At 40.0% G+C, this 22,494-nt stretch carries 11 protein-coding genes and 12 pseudogenes; 14 read left to right on the top strand and 9 right to left on the bottom strand.

Going from position 1 to position 22,494, the window contains the following annotated elements; all coding sequences use genetic code 11:
- Positions 1-93: 93 nt before the first annotated feature.
- Together F995_RS16060 and F995_RS16055 are read right to left on the bottom strand one after the other, a co-directional pair.
- On the bottom strand, positions 94-1,071 hold the full coding sequence (locus tag F995_RS16060) for an acrylyl-CoA reductase (NADPH) (RefSeq protein ID WP_004647831.1): 978 nt from the start codon (positions 1,069-1,071) through the stop codon (positions 94-96).
- Positions 1,072-1,160: 89 nt separating this feature from the next.
- Positions 1,161-1,796, bottom strand: coding sequence for an acrylate utilization transcriptional regulator AcuR (locus tag F995_RS16055; RefSeq protein WP_004647830.1), 636 nt, complete (start codon positions 1,794-1,796; stop codon positions 1,161-1,163).
- Positions 1,797-2,099: 303 nt separating this feature from the next.
- Here F995_RS16055 and F995_RS16575 point away from each other — a divergent pair.
- The 8 genes and pseudogenes from F995_RS16575 to F995_RS16020 form a co-directional block, all read left to right on the top strand.
- A pseudogene (locus F995_RS16575) lies at positions 2,100-2,333 on the top strand (transposase); the annotation flags it as partial.
- A 114-nt stretch (positions 2,334-2,447) separates the two neighbouring features.
- Positions 2,448-3,280, top strand: a pseudogene (locus F995_RS16050) (IS982 family transposase).
- 8 nt (positions 3,281-3,288) lie between these two features.
- Positions 3,289-3,410 (top strand): annotated as a pseudogene (locus tag F995_RS16715) (IS5/IS1182 family transposase); the annotation flags it as partial.
- A gap of 85 nt (positions 3,411-3,495) precedes the next feature.
- Entirely contained in the window at positions 3,496-5,307 is a 1,812-nt protein-coding gene (locus F995_RS16045) for a monovalent cation:proton antiporter-2 (CPA2) family protein (RefSeq protein ID WP_004647827.1), read from the top strand.
- 118 nt (positions 5,308-5,425) lie between these two features.
- On the top strand, positions 5,426-5,707 hold the full coding sequence (locus F995_RS16570) for a transposase (RefSeq protein WP_322740058.1): 282 nt from the start codon (positions 5,426-5,428) through the stop codon (positions 5,705-5,707).
- 84 nt (positions 5,708-5,791) lie between these two features.
- The gene (tnpB, locus tag F995_RS16040) at positions 5,792-6,181 is read left to right on the top strand and encodes an IS66 family insertion sequence element accessory protein TnpB (RefSeq protein WP_016807156.1); all 390 of its coding nucleotides are present in this window, start codon (positions 5,792-5,794) and stop codon (positions 6,179-6,181) included.
- A gap of 160 nt (positions 6,182-6,341) precedes the next feature.
- Positions 6,342-7,495, top strand: a pseudogene (gene tnpC / locus F995_RS16565) (IS66 family transposase).
- 31 nt (positions 7,496-7,526) lie between these two features.
- Positions 7,527-7,894, top strand: a pseudogene (locus F995_RS16020) (HipA domain-containing protein); the annotation flags it as partial.
- A 29-nt stretch (positions 7,895-7,923) separates the two neighbouring features.
- On the opposite strand, the gene F995_RS16015 reads toward F995_RS16020, so the two are convergent.
- The 4 genes and pseudogenes from F995_RS16015 to fruB all read right to left on the bottom strand — a co-directional run.
- Positions 7,924-9,606: a fructose-specific PTS transporter subunit EIIC gene (locus tag F995_RS16015; RefSeq protein ID WP_004647821.1), complete on the bottom strand. Its 1,683-nt coding sequence runs from the start codon at positions 9,604-9,606 to the stop codon at positions 7,924-7,926.
- 4 nt (positions 9,607-9,610) lie between these two features.
- Positions 9,611-10,543 carry a 1-phosphofructokinase gene (gene pfkB / locus F995_RS16010; protein WP_004647820.1) on the bottom strand — a complete coding sequence of 311 codons (933 nt, stop codon included), beginning with the start codon at positions 10,541-10,543 and terminating at the stop codon, positions 9,611-9,613.
- Positions 10,544-10,550: 7 nt separating this feature from the next.
- Positions 10,551-12,200: pseudogene (ptsP, locus tag F995_RS17245) on the bottom strand (phosphoenolpyruvate--protein phosphotransferase); the annotation flags it as partial.
- An 86-nt stretch (positions 12,201-12,286) separates the two neighbouring features.
- A pseudogene (fruB, locus tag F995_RS17240) lies at positions 12,287-13,415 on the bottom strand (fused PTS fructose transporter subunit IIA/HPr protein); the annotation flags it as partial.
- 330 nt (positions 13,416-13,745) lie between these two features.
- Between fruB and F995_RS16000 the strand changes: the two are divergent.
- Positions 13,746-14,525 (top strand): annotated as a pseudogene (locus F995_RS16000) (RNA degradosome polyphosphate kinase); the annotation flags it as partial.
- 16 nt (positions 14,526-14,541) lie between these two features.
- On the opposite strand, the pseudogene F995_RS17235 reads toward F995_RS16000, so the two are convergent.
- Positions 14,542-14,631: pseudogene (locus F995_RS17235) on the bottom strand (IS982 family transposase); the annotation flags it as partial.
- Between the two features lie 70 nt (positions 14,632-14,701).
- On the opposite strand from F995_RS17235, the pseudogene F995_RS17195 reads away from it, so the two are divergent.
- Positions 14,702-14,914 (top strand): annotated as a pseudogene (locus F995_RS17195) (hypothetical protein); the annotation flags it as partial.
- Positions 14,915-14,958: 44 nt separating this feature from the next.
- Here F995_RS17195 and F995_RS15995 read toward each other — a convergent pair.
- A complete protein-coding gene (locus F995_RS15995; protein ID WP_004647817.1) occupies positions 14,959-16,731 on the bottom strand; it encodes an alkaline phosphatase D family protein in 1,773 nt (590 codons plus the stop codon).
- 108 nt (positions 16,732-16,839) lie between these two features.
- Positions 16,840-16,995, bottom strand: a pseudogene (locus tag F995_RS16710) (IS982 family transposase); the annotation flags it as partial.
- A gap of 231 nt (positions 16,996-17,226) precedes the next feature.
- Between F995_RS16710 and F995_RS15990 the strand changes: the two are divergent.
- The 4 genes and pseudogenes from F995_RS15990 (at position 17,227) to F995_RS15975 (ending at position 22,390) form a co-directional block, all read left to right on the top strand.
- Entirely contained in the window at positions 17,227-17,928 is a 702-nt protein-coding gene (locus tag F995_RS15990) for an IS1 family transposase (protein ID WP_004282341.1), read from the top strand.
- A 27-nt stretch (positions 17,929-17,955) separates the two neighbouring features.
- Positions 17,956-19,413, top strand: a pseudogene (locus F995_RS15985) (site-specific integrase); the annotation flags it as partial.
- A 130-nt stretch (positions 19,414-19,543) separates the two neighbouring features.
- Entirely contained in the window at positions 19,544-19,906 is a 363-nt protein-coding gene (locus F995_RS15980) for an antitoxin Xre/MbcA/ParS toxin-binding domain-containing protein (RefSeq protein WP_004647815.1), read from the top strand.
- A 123-nt stretch (positions 19,907-20,029) separates the two neighbouring features.
- Positions 20,030-22,390, top strand: coding sequence for a TOTE conflict system archaeo-eukaryotic primase domain-containing protein (locus tag F995_RS15975; protein ID WP_001060549.1), 2,361 nt, complete (start codon positions 20,030-20,032; stop codon positions 22,388-22,390).
- The last annotated feature ends 104 nt before the right edge of the window (positions 22,391-22,494 follow it).

Here is a 22,494-nt window from a genome sequence, read left to right as displayed (position 1 = left end):
GTGAAGTACCTCTTTTTATTATCCTCAGTAGGATAAATGAAAATTAAGTACTTACACAAAATTTAGAACAGTCCCACAACTCATTTTGTTGAACTATATCTGTACAACAACTCTACCTCGAATTTTTCCATCTAAAATTTCATTTGAAATATTTAAAGCATCTGTTAACTGAATTTCAGTCGTTACTGTTTCTAATTTTGTTTGATCTAATTCTGTAGCCAAACGTTCCCATGCTTCTTTTCTTAATTCGATTGGTGCCATCACGCTATCAATTCCATATAAGGTAATCCCTCTTAGAATAAATGGAGCAACTGTTGCTGGAAAATCCATTCCGCCTGCCAAACCACACGCAGCAACTGCACCACGATATTTTGTACTAGCACATGCATTGGCTAAAGTATGGCTTCCAACAGTATCAATTACGCCAGCCCAAACTTCTTTGTTTAATGGCTTTCCTGGGGAAGATAATTCAATACGATCAATAATTTCACTCGCACCTAGATAGGTTAAATATTCTGACTCTTGAGGTCGACCAGTTGAAGCTGTAATCTCATAACCAAGATGATTCAAAATAATAATGGCAATACTACCTACTCCACCATTTGCACCTGTCACTAAAATTTTTCCATCACTTGGTTTAATACCATGTTTTTGTAAAGCCATGACACACAACATTGCGGTATAACCTGCTGTACCAATAACCATCGTATCTTTAAAAGAAAAAGCAGAAGGTTTTTGTATGAGCCAATCACCAGAAACAGTGACTTGCTCGGCTAGCCCTCCAAAATACTTTTCACCCACTCCCCAACCATTCAGTAGAACTTCATCTCTTTCTTTCCATGCTGGATGTTTTGATTCAATCACAACACCCGAAAAATCGATGCCTGGGGTCAAAGGAAAACTACGCACCACTGGTGAACGCCCAGTAATGGCTAAAGCATCTTTATAATTGAGTGTTGAATATTTGACTTCGACTCTAACCTCTCCTTCTTGTAAAGGCTTTGATGCAATCTCAGTAATTTGTGATGTGTAACCTGCTTCATCTTTAGTAATTACAATACCTTTGTACATAGAACTTCCTCTCCATTTAATTAGACTGCTTGTCTAGAATTAATTAAAAAATAAATACAGACGTCTGCATTTATTTTTTAATTAACTTTTTACGTGATTTGTTGTTTTACAGCTAAAGTAAACAAGCGATAAAATGCATCTAAGGGACTTGTTGATTTGACCAAACGTGCTCTTAGAACTGCACCTTCCCACCCAATCCAAAACTGATAAGCAGCTTCATCGCAATCAGCTAGGCTATATTGTGAATTTGACTGATGTAGGCAATCAGAAACTAATTTCTCCCATACCTTAAAGATATTTTCGATTCGCGCAATGATTTCTTGTGGTAAATACGACACTTCTTGTCCTAAGTTACCTAAAATACAACCTCGTTTAAAATCATATTTTTGCATTTTTTCACCCGCATCTTTTACAAAATTTTGCAGCTTTTCTAGTGGGGAAAGATCAGTTTGACTTAAAAACTTATTCAATCGCTTCACAAAATAAAGTTCATAAGCATCTAAGACTTCTAAAATAAAAGCCTCTTTATTTACAAAATAATGGTAGAAAGACCCTTTAGGAACTTGGACTGATTTCATGAGATCGTCCAAGCTCATAGCATTCATTCCACGTTCGGTCAGTAACTCGATACCTCGGTGGATTAAAACTTCTTTAGTGTCTGCATAGTTACAGCCGTGTTTGGTTGGTCGACCACGTGGTCTTTTGGGTGAGGAAGAATAATTCATATAATAAAAATAGACTATGTGACTAGAAATAACAACAATAAGATTATTTGATTGAAAATTTTATCTAAACGTCATCTAGTTCTCTTTTTTCACAGTACTTAGTCATTCATATAAATGCTCTTAAAAATCCTATAAGTTTATGAACTAATTTTTTATAAATTTCTATTATTTTTCTTCAAAATATTGAAATTAATAAATATATTGTAAAAATAATTTATAAACTAGATTTTAGGTAAACATAAGTTAAATAGAAAATTTTTAGTTAAATAAGGCTCTGTTGCACAAACTTACCACTGGAGGCTTCTTAGCTATCAAAAAAGTCGCGATAGTCTCCATCTACTCATTGACCCTACTGGCTTGAGGTTTTTAGGAGAAGGTGAATGAAAACGTAAAAAACATCAGTCTGAATATCGATGACAATAGCGTAAACTTCACATAGGTATAATAGATGCTGAAACACTGCAAAAACTTGCAGCTCAGCTCACAACCAATAATGTCAGTGACTCACAGGTGTTTGGTGATGGATTGGATAGCATAAAAAAATAATTAATATATTTCAATATATTAAACCCCAATCTCAACTTTTTAAGTGATTGAAATAAAAAGGACATAACCCTATTTTAGTTTCTACCAAGAAATTAAAGCAAAGTTATGTCCATTGAAGAATTTATCATTTTTGTCTATGTAATCATAGAACAGCTTTATCCCATTGTTGTTATTCAGCCTCTGAGAACTCGTGGTTTTCCGCCTGCTGTTACTGATGTAGAAATCATCACTATGCAAATAGTAGGTGAATTTCTTGTTTTAGATACAGACAAAAATATTTGGATGTATTTCAAAAACAATTGGTTAGAATGGTTTCCAAAATTAGGATCTTATCCCAATTTCTGTAAACATTGTGCATACCTGTGGCATGTCAGTCAATCCATTATGGGACAGCTCATTCAGCGTTATGGTTCAGATAACATTCACTTTATTGATGGCTTCCCACTCCCTGTCTGTAGTTATACCAGAGCTAGAAAGCATAAAAACTTGATGGTTTCAAAGCTCATATCGTCATTAATCTTTCAGGCATGATTACGGGTTATACCTTTGCACCTGCTCATTGTGATGAGCGAGATGTTGCACCTGAAATCACGAATGATATTTACGGTTTACTGGGAGCAGATAAGGGCTATTTAAAACCAGAATTGAAACGATATTATGAATATCAGGGTATTGATTTACAAACACCCTTTAGAAAAAACATGATAGATTTCAGACCTAAAGAGACAATGCAAATAATGATGAAAGCCCGAAGAAAGATTGAAACAGTGATTGGTCAATTAACAGATCGCTTTCACATTCAGAAAGTGAGGGCAAAAGATCTATGGCATTTAACCCACCGCATAACTCGTAAAATTCTGTCGCATACAATTTGTGTGGTGCTAAATAAAAAGCTTGGTCATTCACCAATTCAATTCGAAAATCTTATTTTAAGTTGAGATTGGCGTATTTATATAAAATTAGATACTTAGTTGAGAACGCATTTATAGGTTAAAGCAGTTCAGAGGAATAGCAACACCATATGATAAGCTAAGGTGTAGCTATGAGGGTGCAGTTGCATTAGCTTGAAGCCTGTATATATATTTGGCTACCTTTATCGGGTAAATTCTATACTTGAAATGTCAACAGACCCCATACAAAATCTGAGAAATATATGAGTGCAGAAGCCACATCTATCAGCCTTCTATCCCCTGTCATACTGCTCACAGCGGCAGTGATCTCAGTCCCCTTAATAAAGCGTCTAGGATTAAGCTCGGTATTGGGATATTTAATTGCAGGATTAATTATTGGTCCATTTGGACTGGCGTTTTTCTACGATTCTGCATCTATTCTGCATATTGCTGAGCTTGGTATTGTGATGTATCTGTTTGTGATTGGACTAGAAATGCGTCCATCGTATTTATGGAGTTTAAGAAAAGAAATTTTTGGATTAGGCGCATTACAAATTAGTGCCTGTTCATTGGGGTTAACGGCGGTAGGCTTGATCTATGGCTATTCTTGGCAAGTGAGTTTTGTATGTGCTGCAGGCTTTGTACTCACCTCGACTGCAATTGTGATGCAACTTTTGGGAGATCGTGGAGACATTGCTCAACCACGAGGACAAAAAATTATCTCGATCCTGCTGTTTGAAGATTTATTGATTGTCCCTTTATTGGCAATTGTCGCTTTTATCGCACCGAATCATGTTGTTGAAAGTACTTCTACGCGTTTGCAGAGCATCGGAATTGGTTTAATTTCAATTGCAGGTTTAATCGCTGCAGGCTATTGGTTGCTTAATCCTTTATTTCGCTTATTAGCCGCAGCCAAAGCCCGTGAAGTCATGACTGCAGCAGCACTCTTAGTGGTACTCGGCGCAGCATTACTGATGCAAGTCAGTGGCTTATCGATGGCAATGGGGGCTTTCCTTGCAGGGGTATTACTCTCCGAATCCACTTTTCGCCATCAGATTGAAGCAGATATTGAACCGTTTCGTGGCATATTGCTCGGATTATTTTTTCTAGGTGTAGGCATGTCACTAGACCTTAACGTCGTAAAAAATAACTGGGTGTTAATCTTAAGTGCTGTACTTCTGCTGATGTTTGTCAAAGCATCCATGATTTACCTAATTGCACGCATGACCAAAAGTTCACACTCCGAAGCACTCGATCGCGCATTACTGATGGCTCAAGGGGGCGAGTTTGCTTTTGTACTCTTTGCTGCCGCCATGAGTGCTCAAATCATTAGTGCTGTTGAAAGCTCAAACCTGACTGCGATTGTAGTCTTGTCGATGATTTTGACCCCGATTATAGGCATTCTATTTAAACCTTTTACCCAAACTACAGAACAAACTTCTTTAGAAAATATCCGTATTGCCGAAGGACTTTCTGGAAAAGTATTGATGATTGGTTTCGGTCGTTTTGGACAAGTCTCCAGTCAATTACTGCTTGCTCGAGGGATTGATGTGACCATCATTGATAATGATATCGACATGATTCAAAACGCTGAAAGATTTGGATTTAAAATTTACTATGGCGATGGTTCTCGTTTAGATATTTTACATGCCTCGGGAGCAGATACGGCTGAGGCAATTGTTGTTTGCGTAGACCACAAAGAAACGACGAATAAGATTGTAGAGTTGGTGCAACATGAATTTCCTTTAACCAAGTTACTGGTTCGCTCTTATGACCGTGAGCATGCGCTGCATTTAGCAAAACAAAATGTGGATTACATGATTCGAGAAACCTTCGAGTCGGCAATGCTATTTGGCGGTGCGATTTTAGAAGAATTGGGTGTTGACCAGAGTGATGTTGAAGAAATTAGCCAAGAAATCCGAGAACGAGACAAAGAACGTTTTGAAACCGAAGTTGCAGCAGATGATGTCTATGCGGGTATCGGCTTGCAATACACAGGACCGCGTCCGACTGCACCTTTAATTACACCAAAGCACACAGGGCAAATTCTGAATGAAGATGACACTCATCAATAATTTCACGTATTAAGCCCAAATAAAAAGAGGTCTCTGTAGATCTCTTTTTCGGTAAGCATCCGCTGAACCCCACTTTTCTTATTTTCTCAATATACCAATAGTGCCCATTATTTATTAAATGGACATTATGTTTATGGCCTTAGACACTTTTATAGACACTGAACAAACGACAGAAAGAGCCCGCAGAATCTTCGCAACTGATTTTAAACAGCACTTGGTCGAGCTTTGCCTGCAGCCAAATACATCAGTGGCTAAGGTCACAATGCAACATCAGATCAATGCCAATCTATTACATAAATGGATTCGTCATTCACAACCCCTTCCATTCCACAGACCGACTTTCTTCCCGTCATTCTTCACCCGACACCAGAGTCAAACAAGAAGCACCGCCGCCACCTGAACCGGAAAAGAATGCTGTCGCTCATATCAGAATTCCACTGCATCAGAAACAATGCTCCGCAAGAGATCAGGTGATCGAAATAGAATGGCCAGTGGAATCGGCCAAGGAGTTGCTGCTTTTACTTCAGGGCTTGATCAAATGATCCGCATTGATGAAATCTGGCTTTCTACCCAACCTCTGGATATGCGAGCAGGTATGGATACTGTCATGGCTCAGGTGCTGAGAGCCTTTGGCTATATCAAACCGCATTGTGCTTATCTGTTCTGTAATAAGCGTGGCCGTCGCATGAAAGTGCTGGTGCATGATGGGCTGGGCATCTGGCTATGTGCCCGACGGCTGGAACAGGGAAAATTCCACTGGGCTAAAGTTCACCAAGATGAAACCGTGACCCTCAGCCCGGAGCAGTTACAAGCACTGATCCACGGTTTAACTTGGCAAAGAATCGGTCTGCAGCAAGTGGTAACAATGCTCTAAATCGAACTCATCCATTCTGCTATTCTCCAAACATGATCTCAACCATACTGCAGTCATGAAAATGCTGCCTGATTTAAACCAACTGACCCATGAACACCTGCTGGAATTTATCCGACAGTTGGCGCTGCAGCATCAGTCTTTAGCATAATCAAAACAACAACTGGAACAATCAAATCAGCAATTAGATTCTAAAGTTAAATCTCTCTCTAATCTCAATCAAAAATACGAGCATGAACTTTTGCAGTTTAAACGGCATAAGTTCGCCCAGAAGAATGAATACTTAACGGCCAAACAAATCCACCTCTGGGATGAAGCGGTTGAAGAAGATATTGCCGCGGTTGATCTGGAACTGGAACGGCTGAATGCAGCTAAAACCGATGCAGCGACACAGAAAGCCCCAGCCAACAAACCTAAACGTCGACCGCTACCTGATCATCTACTCACTCTGCGTATTGAGCACGAACCTGCCTCAACGCAATGCAGCTGTGACAGCTTGTACTGCAGCAACAGGTGCTGCATGCCGATGAAACACCGGTCACCATCATGCAGATGGGTGAGAATGAGAAAAAACCGAAGAAAGGTTATGTCTGGGCCTATGCCACCACACAGTACAATCTACTTCAGGCGGTGATCTATGACTTTCAGGATAAGCATGCTGAAGAGTTCCTGAAAGACTGGCAAGGCCATCTGGTCTGTGATGATTATGGTGGTTATAAAGCACGCTTTAAATCAGGCCAGATCATTGAGGTGGGCTGCATGGCCCATGCACATCTTAAATTCCATGAACTGCATGTGACCGGGAAAAGTCAGGTCGCTGAACAAGCATTAGTGATGATTCAGAAACTGTATGCCATAGAAGCAGAACTCAGGAAAAAGACCGATGGTACAGCGCAACACCGTCGCGAATACCGGCAACAACATAGCTAATCGGTGATGCAACAACTATATGAATGGCTCAACCAACATTATCTGACGGTGCCGTCGAGTTCTCCAATCGCCAAGGCGATCAATTACACTCTGAAGCGTTGGCCAGCTTTAAGTCGCTATTTGGATGATGGCAATCTACCGATTTGCAACAATTGGGTCGAAAATCAAATGCGTCCCTGGGCATTGGGACGCAAGGACTGGTTGTTTGCTGGCTCGCTACGCAGTGGTCAGCGAGCTGCGAATGTCATGACCCTGATTCAGTCAGCAAAGCTGAATGGGCTAGATCCGTATGCCTATTTAAGTGATGTGCTGAAAAGGTTGCCGACACATAAAGTGACCCAGATTGAAGAATTACTGCCACACCGCTGGAAACCCAACTCAAATTAAAAAATAGCGATGGGGTTCAGCGGACGCTTACGCTGTTTTCAATGTAGTATTCAATAATCGAGATGATCATTGCAAAAACTTTTCATTTCTGATGTCCCAAAATGGGCAATGGAAACTCGCCCCTGCCTATGATGTTACTTTCTGTGAAGGACCAGGGGGATATCATCAAATGGATATCATGGGTGAGGCACTGGATATTCCTCGACAAGCTCTTGTGAAACTTGGTACTCAGGAAGCGGAACTTTGTGTCCAAGAAGTCGATGAAATTATTGGCTCGATTTGTAAGGTTGCAATCCGATTCAGCAATATCGCTCATGACCTATTACCTGGACAAATTCAAGCAGAGACTCTCCAACTGGTCCAAAATAGGATTGAGCAAATATTCATTTATTGCACTAAATAGCTTTCACAAAGCTTCTATGAAGGGCTTATTCTAACCGTTGTTTTATCACGGCATAAGCTACACCAGTCACCACACTTCCAATCGCAATCGCCAATAAATATTTTAATGGATAATTCATCGCATTCGGAATGATCAGTACCATTACACCGCCATGAGGAGTGACTAGTTCACATTTAAATAATGCAACCAAAGCCCCAGTTACAGCACCACCTGCGATCGCGCATGGAAGCACTCGAATCGGGTCTTTGGCAGCAAACGGAATAGCCCCTTCCGAGATGAAACATAGGCCCAGAACTACAGCAGCCTTCCCTGCATCTTGCTCAGGTTTGGCAAATTTATGCTTTGCCAGAAAAGTTGCAATTGCCATACCCAATGGCGGTACCATACCCGCAGCCATGGTAATCGCCATCGGTCCGTATGTTTGTGACGTAAGTAAGCCCACCGTAAAGGCATAAGCCGCTTTATTTATTGGCCCCCCAACATCAATACACATCATACTCCCAAGGATAATCCCCATGATCATGGCATTGGTCGTCCCCATATTGGCAAGGAAGTGTGTGAGTAATTCAAACAATTGTGCAACAGGCTGTCCAACCACATAAATCATGATTAAACCAACAGCTAAACTGGCCAATAGTGGAATAATCAAAATTGGTTTTAATGCTTCTAGGCTACTTGGGAGTTTAAGCTGTTTCGATAAAAATAACGCAATATAACCTGCAATAAAACCTGCAACTAATCCACCGAGAAAGCCTGCCTCTAATTGTGTTGCAAGTAAACCGCCAATCAAACCTGGAGTTAAACCCGGACGATCCGCAATAGAATAAGCAATGTAACCTGCCAGCATAGGTACCATAAGAGTAAATGCTGCAGCACCTATTTGCTTTAAGGATGCGGCAAAGCTTCCTTCAACAGGATTGAGGCCAAACATAAACGAGATGGCAATGATCAAACCGCCCGCCACCACCATCGGCAGCATGAAAGACACCCCTGTTAAAAGGTGTTTATAAATTCCAGTTTTTTCTTTGTTTTCATTTTCTGTCTTAGTGGCTGTTTGCTTACCCGTTTCAAGCACTTTGGCTTCAGCAATTGCGTTTGCAAAAGTCTTATCCGTTTGCTTAAGGGCAAATCCTGTACTGCAGCGATATACGCGTTTGCCTACAAAGCGATCTGTATTGACCTCAATATCCGTTGCTAAGATCACCACATCTGCTTTGGCAATACTTTCTGCCGATAAAACATTTTTAGCCCCAACCGATCCTTGGGTTTCAACATCAATCTGATAACCGTGCTTTACTGCACCTTGTTGTAAGGCTTCGGCCGCCATAAACGTATGCGCAACACCAGTTGGACATGCTGTAATGGCGACAAAGCGTGTAACCCCTACATTGGCTGCAATAGTTTCATCTAAAGCATCTGAATGCTCAAGAACTTGTTGCAAAAGCATGATCGCATCGTGTTGCGCGTTATTCAAACCAATGACTTTCACAACCTTGTCACGCAGTTGAGTCGCATCTGCCGACTTCTGTCCAACAAAAACAACCGTATCAATAACATTTGATAAATCGAGATGCTCAACTGATGTCGCCACATCATTGGAAATACCAAGTGCTGTTGCTGCTTTGGACAGTTTTTTGGCCAAAATCACTGCATTAATCGGCTGCTCGGGACTATGTGGCACAAATAAAATATGTTTTATCTCTTGCATCGTATTAACTCAATGATTGGACTGAGATTTGCGATTTCAAATCTTCAATAACAGCAAAGTCTGGAAGGGCAAACCCAATTTGGGTCACAGCATTGCTCGCAATTGCGGTTGCTGTTTTCAATGTTTCTTCTGGGGAAGTTGAACTCAACAAGCCATGAATCATACCTGCCAGCAAGGAATCTCCCGCACCCACCGTACTTTGGACGGTGACCTTCGGTGCAGTAGCATGCAGGGTTTGCGTGCGGTGAAGCCAGTTCACCCCGTTTTCACCCATCGAGACCACAATATGTTCGATCTGACTATTTAAACTGGCAAAAAGATGCTGCTGTTCTGCAAACGTTTCTGCTGGCAAATGGTAGGTTTCTGTCAACTCATCTGTATTAGGCTTAATCAACCAAGGATGGGCAGCAATTGCTGCTTTCAACGCAACACCACTGGTATCTACTGCGACTTTTTTACCCGCAGACTGTAACCATAGAATCAGTGTCGAAAGCTCTTCTGCAGAAAAACCTTGTGGCAAACTGCCAGCAATCACAATCACATCAACCTCTAAAATCAGTTGAGATAGACGTTCACATAGTTGTTGTTTTGCTGAGGTATCTACAAAAAAGCCCTTGCCATTGATGTCAGTCATCTGACCAGAAGCTTCTGCAACTTTAATGTTTTGTCGTGTTTGACCTGCAACATAAATAAATTGGTTATCAAATTGCTCTTGCTGGATATGATGGTCAAAAATTTGACGGTTTTCTTGCCCCAAAAAGCCACTCACAATCAGTTCATGTCCCAAATCCTTAAGGACCTGTGCCACGTTTAAGCCCTTACCTGCTGCATGGCTTTGGGCTGTTAACTGACGATTGACCTCGCCAACTTTTAGTTGATCCAATTGCACGGTGAGGTCAATTGCAGGATTCAGAGTAATGCTTAATATCTTAGCCATTCGGTAATTACTCCACCAATGCACGTACGGCAGACGCACTGTCACAACTTAAGGCTTGCTGTGCGACCTGTTGGCAATTTATATAGTTCAAACCACGAATTTGCGCCTTCACCAATGGAATACTGGTACTCGACATACTCAACTCATCCACGCCCAAGCCTATCAATACAGGCACAGCTTTTGGATCAGCAGCCAATTCACCACAAATGCCCACCCATTTACCATGCTGATGTGCTGCCCGAACAGTTTGATCAATCAATAGCAAAATACTCGGATGTAAGCCATCAGCTTCGGCAGACAATAGTGGATGACCACGGTCAATCGCCAGAGTATATTGAGTCAAGTCATTGGTTCCAATACTAAAAAAATCAACTTCTTGAGCAAGAATTGGAGCCAACAATGCTGCCGCAGGAACCTCAATCATAATACCGACTTGTAAGTTTTCACATGGATGCTGTATGCGAACCTCATCCAAAATTGCTTTTGCTGCTCGCCATTCTTCAACCCGCCCAATCATAGGAAACATAATTCTTAATGGGCGATTATCCGCTGCTTTAAGTAAAGCAACCAATTGTTGACGTAGCAACTCTGGCTTCCGTAAAGTCAGACGAATACCACGTAAGCCCAAGAATGGATTTTCTTCCTTTTCAATAGGCAAATACGGCAAAGGTTTGTCCCCGCCCACATCAAGTGTACGTACCACCAATGGACGACCCGCCAAAGCATCTAACACCACCCGATAATCGGCTTCTTGTGTAGCCTCATCAGGCGCACTGCTGTGTGACATAAAGACCAATTCTGTGCGTAGCAAACCAATTGCTTCTGCCCCATCGGCCACAGCCTGTATCGTAGCGCCCACTTTGCCAATATTGGCTGCGATTTCAACTTGATGTTGATCCAGTGTCATGGCAGGTTCTAAACAATGCTGTTCCGCTTGTTCTCGCAACTCACGCTGGCGTTGGCGCTCTGCAATGGCATGATCAATCTGACTTTGCTCGGGTGAGACCACATACTCACCAGTATCCCCATTAATTAGTACTGTGGCATGGTTCTCAATATTTAAAACAGCTACACCCGCACCTACAACTGCTGGAATAGCCAGAGCACGTGCCACAATAGCACTATGGGCACTCGCTCCACCAACCGCGGTCAAAATGCCTGCAACACGATCTTTATTCAGACGCGCTACATCACTCGGGCCAACATCATGCATAATTAAGATATAAGGTTGCTCGGGTTCTGTGACATCGGCCACACCGCACAAAACAGCCAAAACTCGCTCACCAATATCCCTTAAATCAGCCGCACGCTCTGCAAGTAAACGATCGCTAAGTGCAGCCTGTGCGGTAGCAGCCACTTCAATATGATCATGCCAAGCTGCAGCAGCAGACAACCCCTGTTTTAAACCGCGTTGTACACTTTGGAGGAGGTCTGGATCATCCAGCATTTCCAAATGTGCCATGAAGATCTGCTTAATGGCAGTAGATTCAGTATGTGCAATGAATTGACGTAAGCTATTTTTCACCTGATGAAGCGCAATTTCAAGCTTTTCATTCTCAGCTTTAAAACTCTGTCCGCGACGTTCATAACTAAATTCATGTGGCTTCACCACATGTGCAGGACCAAAAGCAAGGCCAGTTGATGCCGCAATACCGCAGCTACCCGTATCGCCATGTGATTCAAAAGGCATTAATTCCAAAGTATTTACGACTGGGTCACTACTGCTGTGCTGATGAGATACAAGATCAACAGCTTCAACCTCTTCTCCTAAGCCCTGTTGAACTGCATCAATAATCTGTTCTAAGCCTGCTACAGCATCAGTATCAGGTTGTGCAATAAAAGTCAGAGTTTGACCACGACGACATCCCATGGCTAATAATTTGGTTAAACTTTTTGCCGAAACGTAAGCCCCCTCATCTACAGCAACGAGAATATCCCCTGCAAATTTCTTGGTCATATTGACCAAGTGTGTCGCGGGACGCGCATGTAGACCATGAGCGTTAGCTAAGACAATACGACGAGATGGCCAATCAGGAATCAGTTCAGCACCAATTAACTGCGCCAACTGGTGACTATCTTGTTCTTGGTTAAGGGTATGAACTTGTTCAGTATCAAACAAAATATCCATTAACCGTTGAAACCGTTGCATATCCAGTTGCTCATTACTGGCAATACACACCAAAGTCTTGAGCATTTCCTGCTGATGGCTTAAAACCTGTTCCGCTTTTACCAAACTTACAGCTGGGCTCAAAACATGCTGGTTAGAAGTGATCGACCACACTCCCTCCCCTAAATGAATCATGCTGTTTAGGTTTAAACCCGACAGAAAACCACACTCCACCATTTTTTGCTGTTTCAGCAACTGTGTTGCCTGCCAAATCAAATCTTCTACATCAAGTGCGGGAACTTGAGTGGCGATTAAATTTTCATGCAATGCCAAAGATGCGGGTTGGGCTTGTAATAATGCAATAATTTGCTCTGCAGATTGAGCCTGTTTCACTTGATCAGCGACATCGTTAATTAAAGCCCGCGTCAAAATTTGTAAGACTTGCAAATGCTCATCTGATTTCGCAGCAATCACTACTGCTAAATAAATTTTATTTTCACCGTCCCAAACAACTCCTTCAGGAAAGTGCGCCAGACGAATCCCAGTTTTTAAAATAGATTGGCGAGACTGAGGCGTCCCATGCGGAATGGCAATTCCTTGTCCTAAATACGTTGCACTTTGTTGTTCGCGCCCGGTCAACCCATGAATATAATCAGGTGTAACCAATTGGTCTTCGACCAAGATATCGACTAGACATTGCAACGCTTGTGCTTTATCAGTGGCGTGTTGTTTCATTCGAATATGTTGTATATCTAGCGCGAGCATAAAGCGTCCTTGCAAAATAGCATAGTGAAAAGCTATGCCTTTTTACTGGAGAAAAAATAAAAGTCGAATTCTACTCAGGATTTACACAAAAATCTGTATATTTTGATTTTATCTTGATAATCATTATTACGACGCAATTAAGAAACGACGAGATTCTCCAAAGCCTAGTGTTGCGATAGTTGGGTTTAGTTCTAATTGAACCGCTCTATCTCTGATTTCAGGGGTATATTTAGGTTTTTCATCGGATCACTACGCTTCGCTACGTCTTGCGAAGCAATGCGTCTCATCTCAGAAAGTTTGGTCTCCGACAAACCCGGTACGGTTCATTCTGTATATGGGATCGTTGGCTATAAAACCCACGCCAAAATGATTCTGATCGTGCGTCGTGAAATAGACAAAATTAAACGTTATGTTCATTTAGGCACAGGTAACTATCATGCAATGAATGCCAAAATCTATACTGATTATGGACTACTGACCAGTGATGCTGATATTTGTGAAGATGTCCATAAAGTCTTTCAGGAGCTCACAGGCATGGGGAAAATGGTCAAATTGAAAAAACTTTTTCATGCACCATTTACTCTGCATTCTCAATTGATTGAACTCATCGAAACTGAAACTGAAAATAGCAAAGCAGGCAAAAAAGCGCAGATTATTATTAAAGTAAATGCCTTAACTGAACCTCAACTAATTGATGCCCTATATAGGGCATCTAAAGCGGGCGTTCAAATCGATTTGATTGTCCGTTCAATTTGCTGCTTACGCCCACAAGTGAAAGGGCTTTCTGAAAATATTCGAGTCCGCTCAATTGTGGGACGTTTTTTAGAACATACCCGGGTTTATTATTTTTACCATCAGGGCGAAAACAAGCTTTATTGCGCCAGTGCAGATTGGATGGGGCGTAATTTATTCTCTCGCATCGAGACCTGTTTCCCAATCGAAGATAAAAAACTTCCTAAACAAATTCTGCAAGATGGCTTAATGAATTATCTTCAAGATAACCGCCGTGCATGGGAGCTTCAAGCAGATGGAACATGGATTCAATGTACACCAAGTTTGGATAAGCCCATGTATATCGCACAACAGCACTTATTAAACCATACATCTTAATTAACCCGAATCCTGTTTAAGCCACTGATTCTATAATTAGAATTTTTGGCTTATTTTGATGGGTGAGTTGATATGCACATAACAATGCGTAAATCCCCAAATTAAAATCCGCGGAATCAGGGACAAAGCCAAGCTCTTAATTCCTTGGGCCTTGGCTGCCATGATTTTTGTTCCCATTACATAAAATCTGTTTTTGGGCTTATAAAAAACCTGCCTGCTACGACTAAAATTACGTTTTTATTCAAGCCATGATCCTCGGTATGCCGAACTAAAACAGCAATTAATTCACTTTGCCGGATTATATACGCGGCTACTAAAATATGAGCATCAGTATTGCAAATACGATCAAACATCTGGATATTGATAGCTATAGGGATGAAATGTTATAAAAAAATATCCGGGCATTGGCCCGGATATTTAAACTCTAAGCAGCTTAGGCAGTTTGCTTTAACGGTTTGATTTCATTTAATTCATGATCTAATTGAAGCTGATACACACGGCTTTGATCAACCTGATAACTACGATTCTGGATGCTATCGATAAAAATCCAGTTCGCCTGTACCTGATCCGGGGTAAATGCAACACTCAAGTATCCGCGTTGATTCAAATTACAATAATTCAGCTCATCAATTAGCGTAGTAAATGCCATTTCAAATTCCTGTAACTGGGCTAAGGGAATCTGCAAATACTTCTCCATACCCGGTGATGAAACTGAACTGGTCGCTAGTTCTACCCCGACTGTACTGCCGGCTTGATCTCTCAAAGTGGAGTTCCAGGCATTATGGGTATCTCCTGCAAGTACAATCAGTTTTTTATTCAGCTGTTTACAAGCCGTATAAATCACCTCACGCTCCACGACGTACCCATCCCAGGCATCAAGATTATAAGGCACAACAGTCAGTATTCTGGCTAATTCTGCCTTTGTCAAAGTTGGATCATTTTGCAGATAGCGTATTTTTAGGCCTACCAGTTCTGTCAGCATCTGACGCACTTGTAGCAACACATCTGCAGTGGCCTGACCACTGGTGATCTGCCCCAAAACAGCCAGAATTTCGGCCGGAATTAGCATCTTGCTCATCAGCACCTGCTGACCCAGCACATTCCAGACGGCATTCGATTGGCTGAGTTGTTTCAGTATCCATTCACGTTGTGTATGTCCTAACAAGGTACGCGTCGGATTGAGCAAATCTGTCTGAAATTTATTGGCATCTAGTCCTGTCGCGGTAAGATAGTCAGCATATTGCAATTGCTTGTTACGCGCCAAAATACGAGTATCCAGCATATTCAGCTGAACCAGATCACCAAAATTAAACTGGCGATAAATATTCAAATGATCTGTTTCAGACACTGGACGAATCGGCATCCATTCAAAATAGGCCTGCAAAGCAGCCAGCTTACGTGCAAAAAAATCACCTTCTGAAACATCATGATTTTCCGCACCCTGCTCCCAGGTATCATTGGTCAGCTCATGATCATCCCAGACCACAATAAATGGATGACGCTGATGTGCTGCTTGTAAGTCCGCATCAGTTCGATACAAGGCATAACGCTTGCGGTAGTCTTCCAGTTTAATGATTTCCTCAGCATTATCTGCAGCCAGACTTCGGCCTAATGCTGCAGCCTGTTCAGTCGCATAACCACCCATCCCGTACTCATAAATGTAATCCCCTAAATGAATCACCACATCTAGGTCTTGCTGGGCAATTTCCTGATAGATATGAAAATATCCGGCTGGATAATTGGAACATGAACAAACGGCAAATTGCACCAGCTTGCTTTGCGTGGCTAAAGTTTTGGTTTGACCGACAGATGAATATACCGATGCACACTTAAAACGGTAAAAATAAGTTTGCCCTGCCGATAGACGATCCGCATCGACTTTAACCGTGAAATCTTGCGACCGACTGGTTTCAACTTGTCCTGTATTGATTATCTGGCGAAAATCCTGATCGGCAGCAATTTCCCACTGCACCTGATAACGCAGGTTTTCATCTTCCGGACTTAAGCGTGTCCATAGAATTATCCGATCCTGTAAGGGATCACCACTGGCCACCCCATGTTTAAAAGCGACTTTAGGATGTGCCTGAGCTTGATCTGAAGCATCCTCATCACTGCCACAAGCGGTCAAAGATATGGGTAAAGACAAAGCACCGAAGCCTGCAATGGAGGTCTTAAGCAGTTCACGTCTGGATATTTTTTTAGTCATAACAGCTTGCTATTGTGGGTTTTTTGTTCTTTTTTAATCCAGTTCGATGACATTAATATCTCTAAATTATGACATTTCTATGAAGCCTAATTTTTCCAAGTCCTAAATATACCAAATGACGATAAAACTAATTTCTGAGAGGCTGAGTTGGGCTATTCGAATTCTTATAGACTGATGACTTTATTTAGAAAATTTCCAATAAGTTGCTTCAAATTTCAGAAAGAAATCATCAATTACGCAGAATAATTCGTTACTATTGAACATCGGGGCTAAAGCTTTAGGTTTGGTAACTCAACTGATGGCTCTAGTCCTCTTATTTTTCAAGTTTATTTCTTATCCGCGATTCGGGTTAATTAACCTGGGGTGATTACTCCATAAGCTATTAGCCCTTAAATGCGCTTTGTACTTTAATCTAATCTCAATAATTAAAGATTAGGGTGGTGTTTCAAAAAGTATGCTGAAAAAAAGCAGGTTGGATTTTGATAAAATAGAGAAATGCGAATAACTCTAGAAATCAAGTGTCCAGCCTGCCTAAGTGACAGTATAAAGAAAAATGGCACAAAAGTAGATGGTAAGCAAAATTACCAATGTAAAATATGCAGACGTCAATTTATTGGTGATCATGCTCTCAGTTATCAAGGCTGTCACTCAGGTATCAAAACCAAAATATTACACCTCATGGTGCGAGGCAGTGGTGTCAGGGATATAGCAGAAATTGAAAGAGTAAGTATCGGTAAAGTTCTACGGACACTTAGCCAATCAAAATATCAACTTCGAGCACAGCAAAGTCATTATGAAACCCTTGAAGTAGATGAGTTTTGGACTTTTGTTGGTCATAAGCAAAATAAACAATGGCTAATTTATGCCTATCATCGAGAAACAGGTGAAATTGTTGCTTATGTATGGGGTAACCGAGATTTAGCCACTGCAAAACGACTTAAATTAAAATTGAAGCAGTTAGGTGTAAGCTATACATGTATATCAAGTGACCATTGGGATAGCTTTGTTACGACCTTTAAAGAATGCAAACAGTTGATTGGTAAATTTTTCACTGTGGGTATAGAAGGCAATAATTGTCGATTACGGCATCGAATCAGGCGAGGCTTTAGGAGAAGCTGCAACTTCTCCAAAAAGCTTGAAAATCATTTCAAAGCCTTTGATTTAGTGTTCTTTTATATCAATAATGGATTCGTTTAATGCCAGCATACTTTTTGAAACACCACCCAATTTTCTATCTGGGTCCAACCTTATGGTTCAAAAAAACAAGGAAATCAACATCTGCTCAAAACTGATAGTGCGGAACGGATTGTGCCTGCCTACGCTTTGCTTAAAGACGATGAATACCAATTTTTTAGCGATTTTGTTGTTGAAAAACGTTTAGAGAATAAGAAAAGTTTATATTTATTCAGCAACTTGAATGAAAATAAAAAACTGAATCGACACACTGTCACTGTACCCCTAAAACTGATAATGAATCAGGTGTTTAAAGGACATCATTATTCATTTCACTCTTTTCGTCACACGACAGCGAATCATTTATCACTTGTACTGAACTGTGAATATGCGCCACTTGTGCAAGAGCTAACTGACTATAGTGCAGATGAGTATCAAAAAACACGAGCTGAACTTCTTCAAAATGAGCATGGACAAAACCATTGGTTTGTTATCGCACATCTTTTAGGACATATAGAACCCGTTGAAACTTTCAAAAGTTATATTCACTTAAGTTATCTCATTGCTGGTCAAAAACTACTGAAACATCATTCAGATATGCAAAATGAACTGGCTAAAAAAATCATGGGCTACAATGCAACGTATAAAAATTTGAAAATAACAAAGGATGAAAAAAATTTTAATTTTGAGAAAAATCAGGCAGTTCTAGCCACTATATTATTGAATGATCAAACAAACTGGCTTCAGAGTAATGCTACTGACATTCTTGAAGAACTTTCAGTACAAACAAATCAACCCCATGACTTTTTTGCTTTCTTCGCCGGCACAGAAGGCTCTAAAATTTCACTTCAACGCTTTTATGAAACCTTAAATCAATTAGAGATTCACAACGATCCTCAAGCTGTATCTCAAAAAATGTATTTACCAGAAGAGCTTGTCAATTATTGGTATGAAAATGCCCTAAATTTAGCAGACATTAAATCAAAAAAATGGAATCCCCGTTTATTTAGTATTGATAGCTCAACCCACTTAAAACCAGCAATGCTCGATAGCGCTGAAGAGCTTTATGCAGTGACATATTTTTTTGAACATCTACAGAAAATAGCTCGTAAAAATCCAGCACAAATTGCATACGTCCTGAATATATTTTTAAATCGAGTGACCGCATCACATACCGGTATCCATTATCGCTGGAAGGATATCGATCAACTCGAACATTTTTACTCCCAGGTTAAGGCTTTATTTCCTGCCAAATTTTGGCACTTATTTGGACAGGATTTGCAAACAAAGTTAGATACTAAACAACAGCCTCAACTTTTCAAATTAGCAAAAGCATCAACAGATAAACATCCATCAACTCAGGAAGAGTTTCCTCGTCTACAACTCTATTCAGTAAAAGATGGTCATGCTCTTGCTGCATTTAAATTTTGCTTACATCTAGCCTGTATTGGCAGACCTCGATCTCTTGAACTGCAAGTTGAAGCTCTAAAAATCACTACATGCGGTTAAATAATTTAACCGTTGCTTCCTTATCTAAAGCCAAACTTAATATATCTTTAGTAAAAATTGAGTGTCTGATCAACGATAATTAAATAGTATAAACTCTATGAATTAGCAGCGTCTGAAACAGGGATCGGTCATGCATACAACATCAGAAAAAACTGCAAAACAGAAAATGATATTAGCTAAGGCAGTTTTAGCTGCTGCTGAACGACTTGGTCTTGCACAGGATCAACTAGCCTTAATACTCAGTATAGATTCGGTGAAAACTTTAACCTCTCTTGAATTAGATCCCACTTCAAAACAGGGAGAAATCGCCCTCACTTTAATCCGTATTACCACATCACTAGATGCTCTGGCGGGTGGAGATACTACCTGGATGCAGCATTTCATGAAGTCATCAAATAAATTAACTAATGGCATTCCGGTAGAACAGATTCAAAATGCTCAGGGATTGTTCTCTGTTTTACAATTGCTAGAGGGTCTTCGAGCAAAACTTTAAAGAAATTAATGCATATAAATAATTTTGTATAATATTTTGAAAATTAATTGATTTATTATATTGTAATTCTTTAATTTAAGATTTGATATTAGGACAGTAATAGCTGTGTTTTAGGAAAAATCAGTGAATAATAAGTTAAAAGAAATTGCAGTTAGATTACAGCAAATTTTAGACCAAATCACATTATTACAAAATGAATATCAAAGCCTTTATCAAGAAAAAGAAAAACTTATATCGCTTGAAGAAAAAAATAAGAATTATTTATCAGCAGAAGAAAGACTTTTATTATTTTCTCAAAGGTTTATTGGACGAACTGATACCTTTGCTTATCGTTGGGAAAATAGCAGTGGAAAATCTGGTTATTCTGTTGCTTGTGCAAATGAGTGGAAACATGGCATTTGTTACAAACCTCAAATTAAATGTTCAGACTGTAAAAGCCGTCAACTATTACCCATCACACAAGAAGTTCTTTATTCTCATTTAACTGGACAGAAAGTTATAGGCATTTACCCACTATTAGCAACAGATCAATGTAGGTTACTCGCAGTAGATTTTGATAAATCAGATTGGAAAAATTGTGTAACTGCATTTTCTGAAGCGTGCTTATCTTTAAATATACCATTTTTGGTTGAGCGCTCTCGTTCAGGTAATGGCGCACATGTTTGGATATTTTTCTCTGAACCAATTGCAGCTAAGCAAGCTCGCTTAATGGGTGCAGGTATTCTAGATAAGGCCATGGAACTTTATCCAGCTCTAGATTTTGAATCTTATGATCGTATGTTTCCAAATCAAGATCACATGCCAGCAGGCGGATTTGGAAATTTAATAGCATTACCCTTACAAAAGCACGCAAGAGCGCTAGGAAATAGTACCTTTATTGACAGTAACTTTAATGCCTTTACTGACCCATGGACTGTTTTACAACAAACTGAATTAATGAGTTCTTCTGAAGTTAATAATATTGTGAATGAACTAGGCTACAATTTCATCGAACAGAATCAAACAGATGTTGACCATGAGGCTCCATGGGTAAAAAATATTCCTAAAAAAAATCAAAAGATCGCGGGATGTCCAGACGCTATTGAATTGGTATTCGCAAATATGATTCACATTCCAATTCAGACATTACCCTCTCAATTGATAGCTCAATTAAAAAGATTAGCCACTTTCTCCAACCCTCGTTTTTTTAAAGCACAAGCAATGCGTTTTTCAACGACAGGAATTCCAAGACACATATGCTGTGCCCGCCTTGAAGGACAATATCTCAGTTTACCACGAGGATGCCTAACAGATATAATTCACTTGCTTAATCAACAAGATACTAAAATAAAACTAAAAGATCAACGTACTAAAGGCAACATATTAGTCAATATAAATCTACTTACCGAATTATCCTCTGAACAGGAAATGGCATGTAAAAAAATCCTTGAACACGATGTTGGAGTTCTACATGCACCAACGGCTTTTGGAAAAACTGTTACTGCAATCTCTATCATTGCCAAACGCCAAACAAATACACTCATTATTGTTCATAACAAAGAACTTGTTTCTCAATGGAAAGAACGATTACATTCATTTTTAGCCGATGTCGAAATTGGTACAATACAAGGTGGAAAAGCCAAACCATCTAATCAAATTGACATTGCAACATATCAAAGTCTAATCAACCGTGTAAATAATTCAATCAAACCTATCGCCTTTAATTACGGACAAATTATCGTAGATGAATGCCACCATTTATCCGCACCAAGCTATGAATTTCTTCTCAGTGAAGTCAGTCCCTACTACATTCTCGGGTTAACTGCTACACCAGAACGTCAAGATGGGCATCAACCCATTATTTTCATGCAAGCTGGTTCTATTGTATACAAAGCGAAATCCAACAATCACACCCAGCTTAAAAAATTATTAATAAAAGTAAATTATGAAGGTGAATTCCCAGAAATTTTCTTTGGTACCGAAAATAAACCACATATTTCAAAGCTGATGCAACATCTTACTGAAGATACAGAACGTAATAATGCCATTATTAAAGATGTCTCTCATTGTATTCAAAATGGTCAGATCCCGTTAATTTTAACTGAACGTAGAAAACATGCCGAAAATCTTAGAAATAAGTTGAATGATTTAGGGTATAAAACATCTATTTTACAGGGAGGTATGAGCCATACAAAAAACATAAAAGAAAAACAAAATTTAGATGATGCTCATGTTGTGATTGCCACGGGAAAATACATTGGTGAAGGTTTTGATCTTCCTCGTTTAGATACCTTGTTCTTGGCATTCCCGATTTCATGGAAAGGCACTTTGGCTCAATATGTTGGGCGTATTCATAGATCAAATGAAGGTAAATTTGAAGTTCAGGTATATGATTATGTTGATGTTAACCATCCGATATTTGTCAAAATGTTTCAGAGAAGGAGTAAAAGTTATAAAGCTCTAGGCTATATTGTAGAACAATCACACAATAATATCGTTTTATAATTTTAGATCTATTGACACTACCCCAATTTTCAATCCATAAGATAATTAAACGTAAAGCCGCTTTTAAAATTCTAAATGTGTGGGTCTCCTTGGCATCAAAATAA

The sequence above is a fragment of the Acinetobacter sp. CIP A162 genome (assembly GCF_000367905.1).
Classification (GTDB): domain Bacteria; phylum Pseudomonadota; class Gammaproteobacteria; order Pseudomonadales; family Moraxellaceae; genus Acinetobacter; species Acinetobacter lwoffii.
Note: the sequence above shows the minus strand (reverse complement) of the source record. Positions and strands in the feature narration are given on the sequence as shown.